Raw genomic sequence first — 13,572 nt, 5'->3', positions numbered from 1 at the left:
ACGGCCCGCTCAGCCGAACAAACCCGGTTGCGCCAGGTCGACCAGCAGCTTCTTCACCGGCGCCGGCAGCGCCGCGTCGCCGACCGTGGCGAGCCGGACCCACACATGCCCTGGCGGGGTCGCCCCGCGCTCGCCCAGCACCACCTTGTGCGGATGAATATGCAGCTTGTAGTGCGTGAACACATGCACCAGCGGCAGCAGCGCCTGCACTTCCTCGACCGCGCCGAAGCGCCGCGCGCTGGCCGCCAGGGCGGGATCGCCGTCGCGCCGGGTGTCGCTGGCGGCATGCCCGCCCACTTCCGGCAGCGACAACAGGCCGCCCCAGATTCCGCTGGCCGGCCGCTGCTCGAGCAGCACGCAGCCGTCGTGCAGCAGCACCAGCATCTCGGCCCGTTTCTCGGGCGTCGTCTTCTTCGGCTTGCGTACCGGCAGCTCCTCGGTGCGCCCGGTGGCATAAGCCACGCAGCGCGCCTGCAGCGGGCAGCGCGGGCAAGCCGGCCTGGACCGGGTGCACAGCGTCGCGCCCAGGTCCATCAGGCCTTGCGTGTACGACTCCATGCCGTCCTCCGGCAAGAGCGCATCGGCGCGGCGCCACAAGGCATCCTCGATGCGCTTCTCGCCCGGATAGCCCTCGACCCCGAACACGCGCGCGAACACCCGTTTGACGTTGCCGTCGAGGATGGCGGCGCGGGTGCCGTGCGCGAAGGCGGTAATCGCCGCGGCGGTGGAGCGGCCGATGCCGGGCAAGTCCGCCAGCAGGCTGGGCGCGACGGGAAATTCGCCGCCGTACTCGTTTACCACGCGCACCGCGCAGGCGTGCAGGTTGCGTGCGCGCGTGTAGTAACCGAGCCCGCTCCAGTGCGCCATCACGTCCTCGATCGGCGCGCCGGCCAGGTCGTGCACGCTCGGGAAGCGTTCCAGGAAGCGCGCGTAGTAGCCGAGCACCGCCGCCACCTGCGTCTGCTGCAGCATGATTTCGGAGAGCCAGACGCGGTAGGGGTCGCGCGTGTTTTGCCAGGGCAGGGTATGGCGCCCGTGCGCGCGCTGCCAGTCGATCACGGCCTGCGAGAAGCTCGGGTCCTGCGGCACGTCGAACTCGGTCAACCGCTTCATGCGGCCGCCCGCATGGGGGCCTCGCCCAAGGCGGCGGCGACCGCTTCGTTGAGCGCCAGCAGCTGGCGCCGCTGCGCGGCCAGTTCTTCCTGGCCGGCTTCGAAGGCGCCGATCTTTTGCTCCAGGCTGTCGGTCGCATCGTGGATGCGCTGGATCGACGAGAGGCGGTGGCGCAGCTGTTCCTTGTGCTGGCGGATCTGGGTCTCGAGCGGCACCATGATCACCTTCAGCCAGGCCTCGACGTCGGCATTGGCGGCGCGGAAGCTGCGCCGCACGCTCGAGACGATCGAATCGAAAAAGCGCTCGAGCAGGGTGCCGCGGCTGGTCATGAGCAGGGTGGCGGTGCCGAACTGCTTGACGTAGAGCGCTTCCACGGCTTCGATCTCGGCGCGGTAGCGCTCCAGCGAAAGCGGCACCGGCGGCGCCAGCGCGAGGCCGTGTTCGGCCGCGAAGCCGCGCACCATCGCCTCCATGACCTTGCCGATGGCAAGCACCTGCGCGCCGGCCGCTTCCATGCTGGCGCGGGCGTTGTCGAAAAAGGCGCGCACCGGCGCGCGCATGCCGGTCGCAAAGCGCGACGCGTGCAGCGCCAGGCGCACCGTGTCGGCCTGGCGCGCCACGGCGTCCATGTCGAGCGTCGAATACAGTTCCGTCGAGAGCGCCGCAAAGCGCGTGCGCGCCTCCTGCAGGCGCATCAGGCCGGCGTCGAAATCCTTCCGCTCGGCCTCGATGCGGCGCATCATGTGCGCCAGCACGTTCTGGTTTTTGCCGCGCAGGCTCTTGAGTTCCTGCAGCTGCTCGACCAGGTCGCGTCCGCGCGCGGCCAGCGCGCCCGTGTGCGCGGCGTCGAGGGCGGCCAGGTCGGCGCGCAGCGCGCTGCCGAGGATGGTTTTCTTTTGCGGGATCAGGCCATGCAGCAGGGCCGCTTCCAGCGCGCCCAGGCGGCTGCGCTCGAACAAAGCCATGTCGCCCTGGATGCGCCCGACCAGCGCCTTTTGCGCCGACACCGGATACACCTGCTCGGGCGCGAGCCCCAGCTGCTGCGCCACGCTCGCCTGCTGGCGCGCGATCTCGGCCTCGTTGTCGGCCTCGCTCCTGAGCGGGTCCCACATCGCATCGATCTTGTTGAGCACGACGATGCGCCCCGGCCCCGCGCCGATATGGGTGCGCCAGACCTCGATGTCGCTGCGCGTGACCCCGGTTTCGGCGGCCAGCACGAACAGCACCGCGTGCGCGTTCGGAATCAGGTTCAGCGTCAGTTCGGGTTCGGTGCCGATCGCGTTCAGGCCCGGCGTGTCGAGAATGACCAGGCCTTGCTTGAGCAGCGGATGCGGCAGGTTGATGATGGCGTGGCGCCATTGCGAGATCTCGACCAGGCCGTCCGCGCCGAGCGCGTCGGCCAGGTCGGGATCGTCCGGGTCGTACAGTCCATAGCGCTGCGCTTGCTCGGGCGGCACGCGGCGCGTCATGCTGACCTGGCGGAAGCTTTCGGCCATGCGCTCGGGCGCGTCCAGCGCCAGCGGCAGCACGGTCCAGGCGCCGGGGTCGTCCCTGAAATCGCTGGTCGAGAGCTGGCGCGCGCGCGTCTCGATCGGCAGCAGGCGGATGCACGGCTCCCAGGCGGCGTCGTAGAGCAGCTCGGTCGGGCACATCGTGGTGCGCCCGGCGGCCGAGGGCAGGATGCGCTGGCCATAGTCGGCAAAGAAGATCGCGTTGATCAGCTCGGATTTGCCGCGCGAGAATTCGGCGACGAAGGCCACCGACAGGCGGTCGTCGCGCACCCGCGCCGCGGCCTGCGCCGCGCGCTGCGTGGTGGCCGCGTCCGCCACCTCGAAGCGGGCGAGCGCGGCGCGGTAGTCGTCCAGCGCCGCTGCGATCGCTGCGCGCCAGGCGCCGTATTCTTGAAGATCTTGCATGGTTCCGCCTGCTTTCAATATAAGCGTCCAACCTAGGACGCAGGGCAAGACGAGGGCAATGCCGCCATGGGGCCGTGGTCAGCGTTGGCAGGTGGCGCAGTAAAACGTCGACCGCTGCCCCTGCTTGATCTGGCGCACCGGCGCGCCACAGTTTCTGCAAGGCACTCCCGCACGATCATAGACGAAATATGTCTGCTGGAAATAGCCTGATTGACCATTCACTGCAATAAAGTCACGCAGCGTGCTGCCGCCTTGCACGATCGCTTCGGCCAGGATCGCGCGGATCGCCAGCGCCAGCCTGTCGTAGCGGGCACGGCTGATGCGGGCGGCCGGCGTCTTCGGGTTGATGCCCGCCTTGAACAGGCTTTCGCAGGCGTAGATATTGCCCACCCCGACGACGATGTCGCCGGCCAGCAGCACCTGCTTGATCGGCGCGTTGCGCTTGCGGGTCGCCTGGTGCAGCAGGGCGCTGGAAAACGCCGCTTCCAGCGGCTCGACGCCGAGGCCGCGCAGCAGCGCGTGCTGGGCGATGTCGCCATCGTCGTGCGCATGCCAGAGCACGGCGCCGAAACGGCGCGGGTCGTGCAGCCGCAGTACCTGGGAGTGCGCGCCGTCGTTGACGACGAGGTCGAAATGGTCATGTTTCTTCGGCTCGACGCCGGGCGGCAGCACGCGCAGGTGGCCCGACATGCCGAGGTGGATGATGAGCGTGCCGGAGGCGAAATCGATCAACAGGTATTTGCCGCGCCGCCCGACCTGCGCGATGCGCTGGCCGACCAGGGACCCGGCCAGGTGGGCGGGGAAGGGCCAGCGCAGGCCTTCGCGCCGGAACACGACCTGCTCGACGACGCGGCCCTCGAGGTGCGGCGCGACACCGCGCCGGGTCACTTCTACTTCGGGGAGTTCAGGCATGAAAATCTGACAAAATTCTTGTAAATTCGGGAGGCGCTTCGCACGCGCGACGGGGCTTGGGCGTAGAATCGGACATTACTTCCCACATGGACTTGCCTTGAAAAACGCTTTCGTCATTGTAACTCTCTCCGGTCTGCTGTCGGCCTGTGCCGTGGCGCCGCAGCAGCAGCCTGTTGCGCAATCGGCGCAGGCGACGGCGGCGGCGCAGGCCGAAGCGCGGGAAGAGGCGCATGCCAAGGCCGAACGCGACGCGCAAGCCGAGGCGGAGGCCGAAAAAGCACGCCTGCCGAAAGTCGAACTGACAAGCACCTTGCTGCACCAGTTGCTGCGCGCCGAATTCGCCTTCCGCAACGGCGACTGGCAAGCTCCCTATCTCACGATGCTGAGCCTGGCACAGCAGACGCGCGACCCGCGCCTGGCCCGGCGCGCCGCCGAAATGGCGCTGGCCGCGCGCCAGCCGGACGACACGCTGGCCGCCGTGCGCCAGTGGCGCCAGCTCGACCCGCAATCGGACGAGGCAACGCAGTACTATCTGGGGATGGTCATCCTGTCCGACAATATCTCGGATGCGGAAGAAATTTTCCGCAAGCGCCTCGAAGGCGCGCCGGCGCCGGTGCGCGGCGTCGTGCTGTACCAGGTGCAGCAATTGCTCTCGCGCGCCAAGGACAAGGAGGCGGCGGGCGCCATGCTCGAACGCCTGGTCGCGCCTTACCGCGCCACGCTCGAGGGCCATGTGGTGCTGGCCCAGGGCGCGCTCGCCCGCGGCGACAAGGCCGCGGCGGGGCGCGAGGCGCGCGCTGCGCTGGCCCTGAAACCCGATTCGGAACTCGCCATCCTCACCCTGGCCCAGGCCGGCGAGAACGAAGGGCAGGTGCGCGACCTGCTGGCCCGGTTCATTGCCGCCCATCCGAATGCGCGCGAAGTGCGCGCGGCGCACGCCCGCCTGCTGGTCAATGACAAGCAGTTCGAGGCCGCGCGCAAGCAATTCCTGCTGCTCGACCAGCAGCAGCCCGACAACGCCACGACCCTGTATGCGCTGGGCGTGCTGTCGACCCAGCTGAACGACCCGGGCGGCGCCGAGCGCTATTTCACGCGCTTCGTCGACGTGCTCGGACGCAATCCGGAAGACGAGCGCGATCCCTCCAAGGCCTTGCTGATCCTGTCGCAGCTGGCCGAGGAACGCGGCGACATCAAGGCCGCCGTCGGCTGGCTTGACAAATTGCCTGAAGGCGACGAAAAAGCGGCCTTCGGCGCCCGGTTGCGCCGTGCCCAGCTGCTCGGCAAGGGCGGCGACCTGCCCGCCGCGCGGCGCCTGCTCGCTTCGCTGAAGCCGGCCGATCCGGGCGCCCAGGCCCAGGTGCTGGCCGCCGAAGCGCAGCTGCTGCGCGAAGCCGGGCAGGCCGGGCAGGCTTTCACCCTGATGCAGGACGCGGCCAAACGCTTTCCGGACAATCCGGACCTGCTGTACGACTTCGCGCTGCTGGCCGAAAAAACCGGCAACCACGCGGTGATGGAAAAGAGCCTGCGCGACGTGATGCGCCTTGCGCCGGACAACCACCACGCCTACAACGCCCTCGGCTATTCGCTGGCCGAGCGCAACATTCGCCTGGAAGAAGCGCGCACGCTGATCGAAAAGGCATTGTCGATGGCGCCGGACGACCCGTTCATCATGGACAGCATGGGCTGGGTGCAATACCGCCTTGGCAACCTCGACGCCGCCGAAGCCCACCTGCGCCGCGCCTACGGGCTGCGCCGCGATCCCGAGATCGCCGTCCACCTCGGCGAAGTGCTCTGGCAGAGGGGCAAGCAGGCCGACGCCCAGGCGCTGTGGCGCGAAGCGCGCGCGAAAGACCCGCACAACGACACGCTGCGCAGCACGCTGGCGCGCCTGCGCCTGTCGCTGTGAAATAATGCGGGATCAGCATGGCGGGCGCGATGCCCGCTTTTTTCATTTTCCCTTTCCAGACCGATGCCGATCATTCACCGTTTATCCCTCCTCGTTCTTGCCGCCGCGCTCGCCGGCTGCGCCAGCACCGCCACCGACTCGACCAGCGTCCCGGGCGCCCAGGCGGCCGCGGCCCCTTACCGCGATACCATCGAGCTGAGCGGCCGTATCCAGGTGAATTACCAGAAGGATGGCCAGCCCGGCAACGTGACCGGCGGCTTCGAATGGTCGCAGCAGCCGGGCCAGATCGATGTCAGCCTGATCTCGCCGCTGAAGCAGACGATGGCCGTCATCCAGGTGACGCCGCGCCAGGCCACCCTGACCGAAGCGGGGCGCGCCCCGCGCACGGCCGGCGACATCGATGCATTGACCCGCCAGGCGCTCGGCTGGTCGCTGCCGGTGTCGGGCTTGCGCGACTGGCTGCAGGGCTATGCCACCGATGCCGCCGGCAAGCGCTTCGCGGCCACGCCGGCCAACAACAGCGTCTTCACGCAGGACGGCTGGCGCCTGCGTTTCGTGTCATGGCAGAACGGCAAGGACGGCGTCCCCATGCCGAAAAATATCGTCGCCGAGCGCGCCGCGACGGCGGCCAGCGAAGAGCTGGCGCTGCAGATCATCCTCGATCCGGTGACCTGATGCGTTCGCTGCACGCCTGCCCGGCGCCAGCCAAGCTGAACCTCTTCCTGCATGTCGTCGGCCGCCGCGCCGACGGTTACCACTTGCTGCAAAGCGTGTTTCAACTCATCGGGCGCGGCGACACCCTCGATTTCGACCTGAGGGACGACGGCCGCATCGTACGCACCAACGACGTGCCCGGCGTGCCGGCGGCATCCGACCTGGTCGTGCGCGCCCTGGAGCGCCTGGCCGGGGCATTCCGGCAGCGCCACGGCCGCGCCGCACCCGGCCTCGACGTGGCCGTCGACAAGATCCTGCCGCTGGGGGGAGGGCTGGGCGGCGGCTCGTCCGATGCGGCCACGGCGCTGATGGCGGCGAATTACTTGTGGCGGGCAGGCTTCAGCGACGAGGAACTGATGGACATCGGTTTGCCGCTGGGCGCCGACATTCCCTTTTTTATCTTCGGCCGTACGGCCTTCGTCGAAGGCGTGGGCGAGGCGATGCAGCCGGTGGCAGGGCCCGATTGCTGGTATGTCGTGATCGAGCCGGGGGTCTCGGTACCGACCCCCGCAATTTTTACTGCAGAGGATTTGACGCGCGATACGAAGCCCGTTAGAATAGCGGACTTTCCTGAGGCACACTTACTCAGTGAGTTCGGAAAAAATGATTTGCAAGCAGTGGCGTCCCGATTATTTCCGCCGGTAGCAGAGGCGATCGAATGGCTGGGGCAATATGGCGCGGCAAGGATGACTGGTTCGGGCGCATGCGTGTTTTGCGCGGTTCCCGGCGAGGCGCAGGCGGATCGGGTGCTGGGGCAAGTTCCCCTTGCCTGGCGCGCATGGAAAGCCCGGTCCCTGGCACGACATCCGCTGAAATCGCTCTTGCAAAACAATGAGTTGTAGCATAAAATTTTGCCTGTCGCAGCGTTGACGAGTAGCTGTTGAACGTCGCGGCAAGCTGTAAGTTGCGTAGGGGAATCGCCAAGCTGGTTAAGGCACCGGATTTTGATTCCGGCATACCAAGGTTCGAATCCTTGTTCCCCTGCCATTCGTTTTATCCGGGCTGTCGATACGCATGTATCCAGCGGATGAATCGGGCGAGCTGCTCTGCCAGTCCACCCTAACGCATAGTCAGCCGGTATAGCCGGCTGATTGTTTTTCAAAAGTATCAACGCTCTTCTCTCGGGACTCCCATGGCTTACGAAAACCTGATGGTTTTTACCGGCAACGCTAATCCGGCGCTAGCAGAAGGGGTCGCAAAAAGCCTCGGTATTCCTCTCGGTAAGGCCGTGGTCTCGAAATTCTCCGACGGCGAAGTCATGGTCGAGATTAACGAGAACGTCCGCGGCAAGGATGTCTTCGTCCTGCAATCGACCTGCGCGCCGACCAACGACAGCCTGATGGAAATCATGCTGATGGTCGACGCCCTGAAACGCGCATCGGCCGGCCGCATCACCGCCGCCATCCCTTATTTCGGTTACGCCCGCCAGGACCGCCGCCCACGCTCGGCGCGTGTCGCGATCTCGGCCAAGGTCGTCGCCAACATGCTCGAAGAAGCCGGCGTCGAGCGCGTCCTGATCATGGACTTGCACGCCGACCAGATCCAGGGTTTCTTCGACATTCCGGTCGATAATATCTATGCATCGCCGCTGCTGCTGGGTGACCTGCAAAAGCGCAACTACGACGACCTGCTGGTCGTCTCGCCCGACGTCGGCGGCGTGGTGCGCGCCCGTGCCCTGGCCAAGCGCCTCGGCTGCGACCTGGCGATCATCGACAAGCGCCGCCCGAAGGCGAACGTGTCGGAAGTGATGAACATCATCGGCGAAGTCGAAGGCCGCAACTGCGTCATCATGGATGACATGGTCGATACCGCCGGCACGCTGTGCAAGGCCGCCGAAGTGCTCAAGGAGCGCGGCGCCAAGAAAGTGGTTGCCTACTGCACGCACCCGGTCCTGTCGGGCCCGGCCATCGAGCGTATCTCGAACTCGCCGCTGGACGAACTGGTCGTCACCGACACGATTCCGCTGTCGGCCGCCGGCGCCGCCTGCCCGAAGATCCGCCAATTGACCTGTGCTCCGCTGCTGGCCGAAACCTTCAAGCGTATCGTCAAGGGCGACTCGGTCATGTCGCTGTTCGTCGACTGACAAGGCAGGCTGCAAGACACGGCGCGCCCGGCTCCCGGCCCGGCGCGCCGTCGTACTGTCAAAAGAATGCGTTTTTTCTTGAGCGCGCACCTGGCGCTCAGCCAAGCCAGCCCCTGGTCGCGGGGGCCGGCACAACCGGGAAATCGGGCGGGAACTTCCCGCATGCGATCCCAAACTTATGGAGTTTCACATGAAAGTAGTTGCATTCAACCGCACCCTGCAGGGCACCGGAGCGAGCCGCCGCCTGCGCAAGGCTGGCCAGACCCCAGGCATCATCTACGGCGGCACCGCAGCCCCGGTCCTGATCGCACTGGACGGCAACGCCCTGTACCACGCGCTCAAGAAAGAAGCTTTCCACGGTTCCGTGCTCGACCTCGAAATCGACGGCGCCACCCAGCAAGTCCTGCTGCGCGACTTCCAGATGCACGCCTACAAGCAACTGGTCCTGCACGCCGACTTCCAGCGCGTCGACAACTCGCAGCCGATCCACACCAAGGTCGCGCTGCACTTCATCAACGCCGAGACCTCGCCAGGCGTGAAGCTGAACGGCGCCGTCATCTCGCACGTGCTCAACGAGCTCGACGTGTCCTGCCTGCCAGGCCAGCTGCCTGAGTTCATCGAAGTCGATCTGGCCAACCTGGAAGCCGGCGCCTCGATCCACGTCAACGACATCACCCTGCCGGAAGGCGTGACCGCGCTGACCCACGGCCAGAACCTGACCCTGGCGACCTCGTCGATTCCACGTGGCGCCATCGCCGCCGAAGCCGAAGCCGAAGCGACGACCGAAGAGAAGAAGTAATTGTTCATCCACCGCGCATGCGGTGTGTGAAGCAAAGCCCGCCGCGCGCAAGCCGGCGGGTTTTTTTATGCGAGAATCCCCCTTTTCCTGACGCGACCGCTATGTCCATCCGCCTCATCGTCGGCCTCGGCAACCCTGGCCCCGACTACGAACAAACCCGCCACAACGCCGGCTTCTGGCTGGTCGACAGCCTCGCCAACAGCCTGCCCGGTTGCCGCCTCCAGCGCGAAAGCCGTTTCCAGGCGCTGATGGCGAAGACCGCGATCGCCGGCAACGAGGTCTGGCTGCTCGAACCGCTGACCTTCATGAACCGTTCCGGCCAGTCGGTCGGCGCCCTGGCGCGTTTTTACAAGATCGACCCGGACGAAGTGCTGGTCGTGCACGACGAGCTCGACCTGATGCCGGGCACGGCGAAACTGAAGAAAGGCGGCTCCTCGGGCGGCCACAACGGCCTGAAAGACATCACCGCCGCGCTCGGCACCCAGGAATACTGGCGCCTGCGCATCGGCATCGGCCACCCGCGCACCCTGAACCTGCAGCAGGGCGTGGCCGACTTCGTGCTGCACCGTCCGCGCAAGGACGAGCAGGGCCTGATCGAGGAATCGATCGACAAGGCGCTGCGCATCATCCCGATGGCGGTGCAAGGCAAGCTCGACACGGCGACGATGCAGTTGCATACCGCGTGAGCACGCCTGGCCGGCGGCGCCCATCCGGCGCGATCGCCCCGGCCCTGCCATAATTCACCGATGAGTGCACTTTCCTTCCACGCCGGCCCGCGCGCGCTGGCCCGGATCCGCGCGCAGGGCCTGTGCGCGGCCGACGTCGCCGTCATTCCGGCCGCCGCCGGCGGCCCGAAGGGCTTGATCTTCCAGGCGCTCGACCAGTACGTGTTCGGCGAGTGGCTGCCGACCCACCCGCGCCAGCGCACCCTGATCGGCTCCTCGATCGGCGCCTGGCGCATGGCCGCGGCCTGCCAGCGCGACCCGGCGCGCGCGTTCGCCCGCCTGGGGCAGCTGTATGCGGGCCAGCGCTACGCCAGCACCCGGCCGAGCACCGCCCAGATCAACGAGGTCGTGCGCGGCCTGCTGCACGAATTCGTCGGCGGCCACGAGGACGACATCCTGAATCACCCGCTGCACCACCTGCACCTGCTGGCCGTGCGCGGCAAGGGGGCCCTGGCCCAGCCCGCGCACCGGCGCGCCGAGATGCGCGGTTTCGCGCAGGCGGCGCTGACCAATGTCGCCTCGCGTGCCCGCCTCGGCCGTCTGCTCGAGCGCGTCGTGATCGCCGATGCCAGGGCACCGGCGGCCTGGCTGCGCGAACCGTTCGACGAGTTCACGACCCATTTTTCCACGCTCACGCGCGCCAACCTGGCCGCCAGCCTGCTGGCCTCGGGCACGCTGCCCTTGATCATGCCGCCGGTGACCGGCATCGAGGGCTTGCCGCCGGGCCATTACTGGGATGGCGGCCTCGTCGATTACCACCTGGCGCTGCCGTATGCGCGCCTGGAGCGCGAGGAGCCCGACGCGATCGTGCTGTACCCGCATTTCAACGAGCACATCGTGCCCGGCTGGCTGGACAAGGCGATGCCCTGGCGGCGCGCCGCGCGCGGGCCGAACCGCGGCTGGCTCGACAACGTCCTGATCGTCGCGCCGACCCCGGCCTTCATGCGGACGCTGCCACGCGCTAAGCTGCCGGACCGACTTCAAGCACTTCGGCCTGAACCACGACGCGCGCATCAAGGCGTGGACCCGGGCGATGGGGGAGGGAGGGCGCCTGCGCGACGAGCTGGCCGCCTTCATCGAACGGCCCGATCCGGCGCGGCTGCGGCCGATCTGAGCGGGCGCGCCGGCGCGCCTGTTTTTGCGGCATGCGTGGCCATCCCCGGTTACAATATGGGGTTACGGGCCGCGGGTAGGGCTCACCACCATCGAAAGAAAGAATTCCCATGAGTCTCCAATGCGGCATCGTCGGCCTGCCCAACGTCGGCAAGTCCACCCTGTTCAACGCGCTGACCAAGGCCGGCATCCCGGCTGAAAATTATCCGTTTTGCACCATCGAGCCGAACGTCGGCGTGGTCGAGGTGCCGGACCCGCGCATGCAGGCGCTGGCCGACATCGTCAAGCCGGAGCGCGTGGTGCCGGCCATCGTCGAGTTCGTCGACATCGCCGGCCTGGTGGCGGGCGCCTCGAAGGGCGAGGGCCTGGGCAACCAGTTCCTGTCGCACATCCGCGAGACCGATGCCATCGTCAACGTCGTGCGCTGCTTCGAAGACGACAACGTCATCCACGTGGCCGGCAAGGTCAGCCCGATCGACGACATCGAAGTGATCCAGACCGAACTGGCGCTGGCCGACCTGAGCGCTGTCGAGAAGGCGATCCACCGCGAAAACAAGAAGGCGCGCTCGGGCGACAAGGATGCGGCCAAGCTGGTTGCCATCTGCGAGCGCATGCTGCCGCACCTGAACGAAGGCCAGCCGGTGCGCACGCTGGGGCTGGACGCCGACGAGATGGCCCTGATCCGCGAACTGCACCTGATCACGGCCAAGCCGGCGATGTATGTGGCCAATGTCTCCGACACCGGTTTCACCGACAACCCGCTGCTGGACCAGCTCACCGAGTTCGCCAAGAAGCAGAATGCCCCGATCGTGGCCATTTCGGCCGCCATCGAGTCCGAAATCGCCGACCTCGACGACGCCGACAAGGCCGCCTTCCTGGGCGACATGGGCATGGAAGAGCCGGGCCTGGACCGCCTGATCCGCGCCGCGTACAAACTGCTCGGCCTGCAGACCTATTTCACCGCCGGCGTCAAGGAAGTACGCGCCTGGACCGTCAAGGTCGGCGCCACCGCCCCCCAGGCGGCCGGCGTGATCCACACCGACTTCGAGCGCGGCTTCATTCGCGCCCAGACCATTTCCTACGACGACTACATCGCCTACAAGGGCGAATCCGGCGCCAAGGAAGCGGGCAAGATGCGCGCCGAAGGCAAGGAATATGTAGTCAAGGATGGCGATGTGTTGAACTTCCTGTTCAGCCCGACATAACAGTCTGGACATGACGTGAGCGAGTGACGCTCGTCTGTACTTCAAGTGGAAGATCAGGCGCGCTCTCCGTGCGGCAAGCTGCTGTAAAGGCAACGGGTACAGGTATCGACACATGAAGGAAGGGCTCGTGGCTGAATGCCAATGAGCCCTTTTCTTTTTCGGCCGCGCCAACAAAGACGGTGAGCGCGCTTAGCTTGATGTTGTTTCAGGTATTCGGCATCGCCATCTTTCTCCAGGAATCTGTCAGAAAATTTGGACATGGCGCAGGGAAATGTGTTGATGCTGGTCAAATTCCGCTTGGCAGCGTCAGAGTAAGGTCTCCGCTAACCTTTTCACTTGCGCTACGGCTATGCCGCGCAGTCATCGGAGACAATCCATGGGCGAAAGCCAGGAAATCGCGGCCGGCGCCGCGCGATCGGCGTTCAGCGGCGCATCCCAGCACAAGCGCCTCATGCGGCTCGATTTTCCGTTCAAGGATGGGCCACCCGCGATCCTGCTGCCGAACAAGCTGGTCTCGCACGAGGAAGTCTCGCGCGGTTTCCGCTTCGAGCTCGAGGTGCTGTCGGACGATCCGCGCATCCCGCTGAAAACATTGATGGGCCGGATGGTGACCATCTCCCTGGTGCGGGAAGACGGATCGCTGCGTTACTTCAACGGCTACATCACGGAATGTCGTTTCGTGCGCTGCGATGGCGGCTTCGCCTTTTACCAGATGCTGCTCGAACCCTGGCTCGCGTTTGCGCGCCTGCGCAAGGACAACAGGTCGTTCCACAATAAGAACGTGCTCGAAATCACCGAGGAAACCCTGAAGCATTACCGCCAGGCCGACTGGCACATGGACAGGATCGACGAGTCGAAGCTAACGCTCGCCAACCAGTACGACGAGACCGACTACAACCACCTGCACCGGCGCTGGGAAGCGCTCGGCCTGCACTACTGGTACGAACACAGGGCCGACGGCCACAAGCTCATGATTTCGGATAACAGCTTCCTGGCCAAGCCGATCGACGAGCGAGCGTATTGGATCTCGTACCACGACCAGGGCGGCTCGCGCGAGGACGACGGCATCCACACATGGACGGCAAT

Annotated in this window: 12 protein-coding genes and 1 tRNA gene; 10 read left to right on the top strand and 3 right to left on the bottom strand. The window is 66.4% G+C overall.

Going from position 1 to position 13,572, the window contains the following annotated elements:
• Positions 1-9 precede the first annotated feature (9 nt).
• The 3 genes from mutY to mutM form a co-directional block, all read right to left on the bottom strand.
• The gene (gene mutY, locus ACFPOU_RS17635) at positions 10-1,113 is read right to left on the bottom strand and encodes an A/G-specific adenine glycosylase (RefSeq protein ID WP_379724137.1); all 1,104 of its coding nucleotides are present in this window, start codon (positions 1,111-1,113) and stop codon (positions 10-12) included.
• A complete protein-coding gene (locus ACFPOU_RS17630) occupies positions 1,110-3,029 on the bottom strand; it encodes a dynamin family protein (RefSeq protein WP_379724134.1) in 1,920 nt (639 codons plus the stop codon). Before ACFPOU_RS17630 ends, mutY begins: the two co-directional genes overlap by 4 nt.
• Before the next feature lie 78 nt (positions 3,030-3,107).
• Complete coding sequence (gene mutM, locus ACFPOU_RS17625; RefSeq protein WP_379724131.1) at positions 3,108-3,941, bottom strand: bifunctional DNA-formamidopyrimidine glycosylase/DNA-(apurinic or apyrimidinic site) lyase; 834 nt, start codon at positions 3,939-3,941, stop codon at positions 3,108-3,110.
• Between the two features lie 97 nt (positions 3,942-4,038).
• Here mutM and ACFPOU_RS17620 point away from each other — a divergent pair, with 97 nt between their 5' ends.
• The 10 genes from ACFPOU_RS17620 to ACFPOU_RS17575 form a co-directional block, all read left to right on the top strand.
• Entirely contained in the window at positions 4,039-5,847 is a 1,809-nt protein-coding gene (locus ACFPOU_RS17620; RefSeq protein ID WP_379724129.1) for a tetratricopeptide repeat protein, read from the top strand.
• Positions 5,848-5,910: 63 nt separating this feature from the next.
• Positions 5,911-6,522, top strand: coding sequence for an outer membrane lipoprotein LolB (locus ACFPOU_RS17615; RefSeq protein ID WP_379724126.1), 612 nt, complete (start codon positions 5,911-5,913; stop codon positions 6,520-6,522).
• Complete coding sequence (gene ispE, locus ACFPOU_RS17610) at positions 6,522-7,403, top strand: 4-(cytidine 5'-diphospho)-2-C-methyl-D-erythritol kinase (protein WP_379724124.1); 882 nt, start codon at positions 6,522-6,524, stop codon at positions 7,401-7,403. The genes ACFPOU_RS17615 and ispE overlap by 1 nt, the downstream gene beginning before the upstream one ends.
• A gap of 68 nt (positions 7,404-7,471) precedes the next feature.
• A tRNA-Gln gene (locus ACFPOU_RS17605) sits at positions 7,472-7,548 on the top strand.
• A gap of 145 nt (positions 7,549-7,693) precedes the next feature.
• Entirely contained in the window at positions 7,694-8,644 is a 951-nt protein-coding gene (locus ACFPOU_RS17600; protein WP_379724121.1) for a ribose-phosphate pyrophosphokinase, read from the top strand.
• 190 nt (positions 8,645-8,834) lie between these two features.
• Entirely contained in the window at positions 8,835-9,443 is a 609-nt protein-coding gene (locus ACFPOU_RS17595) for a 50S ribosomal protein L25/general stress protein Ctc (protein WP_379724118.1), read from the top strand.
• 101 nt (positions 9,444-9,544) lie between these two features.
• Positions 9,545-10,129, top strand: coding sequence for an aminoacyl-tRNA hydrolase (gene pth, locus ACFPOU_RS17590; RefSeq protein ID WP_379724115.1), 585 nt, complete (start codon positions 9,545-9,547; stop codon positions 10,127-10,129).
• A 60-nt stretch (positions 10,130-10,189) separates the two neighbouring features.
• Positions 10,190-11,395 (top strand): patatin-like phospholipase family protein, encoded by a 1,206-nt coding sequence (locus ACFPOU_RS17585; RefSeq protein ID WP_379724112.1) that lies wholly within the window; start codon positions 10,190-10,192, stop codon positions 11,393-11,395.
• Positions 11,392-12,486 (top strand): redox-regulated ATPase YchF, encoded by a 1,095-nt coding sequence (gene ychF, locus ACFPOU_RS17580; protein ID WP_379724109.1) that lies wholly within the window; start codon positions 11,392-11,394, stop codon positions 12,484-12,486. Before ACFPOU_RS17585 ends, ychF begins: the two co-directional genes overlap by 4 nt.
• A 376-nt stretch (positions 12,487-12,862) precedes the next feature.
• A partial coding sequence (locus ACFPOU_RS17575) for a type VI secretion system Vgr family protein (protein WP_379724106.1) occupies positions 12,863-13,572 on the top strand: 710 nt, incomplete at its 3' end.

The sequence above is a fragment of the Massilia jejuensis genome (assembly GCF_042656795.1).
GTDB lineage: Bacteria > Pseudomonadota > Gammaproteobacteria > Burkholderiales > Burkholderiaceae_D > Telluria > Telluria jejuensis.
This window is presented reverse-complemented; position numbering and strand designations above follow the sequence as displayed.

Excerpts from the sequence above, each read along its gene's own strand:
- ACFPOU_RS17595 (WP_379724118.1), top strand. The coding sequence starts at position 8,835 with ATGAAAGTAGTTGCATTCAACCGCACCCTGCAGGGCACCGGAGCGAGC.
- ACFPOU_RS17585 (WP_379724112.1), top strand. The coding sequence starts at position 10,190 with ATGAGTGCACTTTCCTTCCACGCCGGCCCGCGCGCGCTGGCCCGGATC.
- mutM (WP_379724131.1), bottom strand. The coding sequence starts at position 3,941 with ATGCCTGAACTCCCCGAAGTAGAAGTGACCCGGCGCGGTGTCGCGCCG.
- ACFPOU_RS17630 (WP_379724134.1), bottom strand. The coding sequence starts at position 3,029 with ATGCAAGATCTTCAAGAATACGGCGCCTGGCGCGCAGCGATCGCAGCG.
- ACFPOU_RS17600 (WP_379724121.1), top strand. The coding sequence starts at position 7,694 with ATGGCTTACGAAAACCTGATGGTTTTTACCGGCAACGCTAATCCGGCG.
- mutY (WP_379724137.1), bottom strand. The coding sequence starts at position 1,113 with ATGAAGCGGTTGACCGAGTTCGACGTGCCGCAGGACCCGAGCTTCTCG.
- ispE (WP_379724124.1), top strand. The coding sequence starts at position 6,522 with ATGCGTTCGCTGCACGCCTGCCCGGCGCCAGCCAAGCTGAACCTCTTC.
- ychF (WP_379724109.1), top strand. The coding sequence starts at position 11,392 with ATGAGTCTCCAATGCGGCATCGTCGGCCTGCCCAACGTCGGCAAGTCC.
- pth (WP_379724115.1), top strand. The coding sequence starts at position 9,545 with ATGTCCATCCGCCTCATCGTCGGCCTCGGCAACCCTGGCCCCGACTAC.
- ACFPOU_RS17615 (WP_379724126.1), top strand. The coding sequence starts at position 5,911 with ATGCCGATCATTCACCGTTTATCCCTCCTCGTTCTTGCCGCCGCGCTC.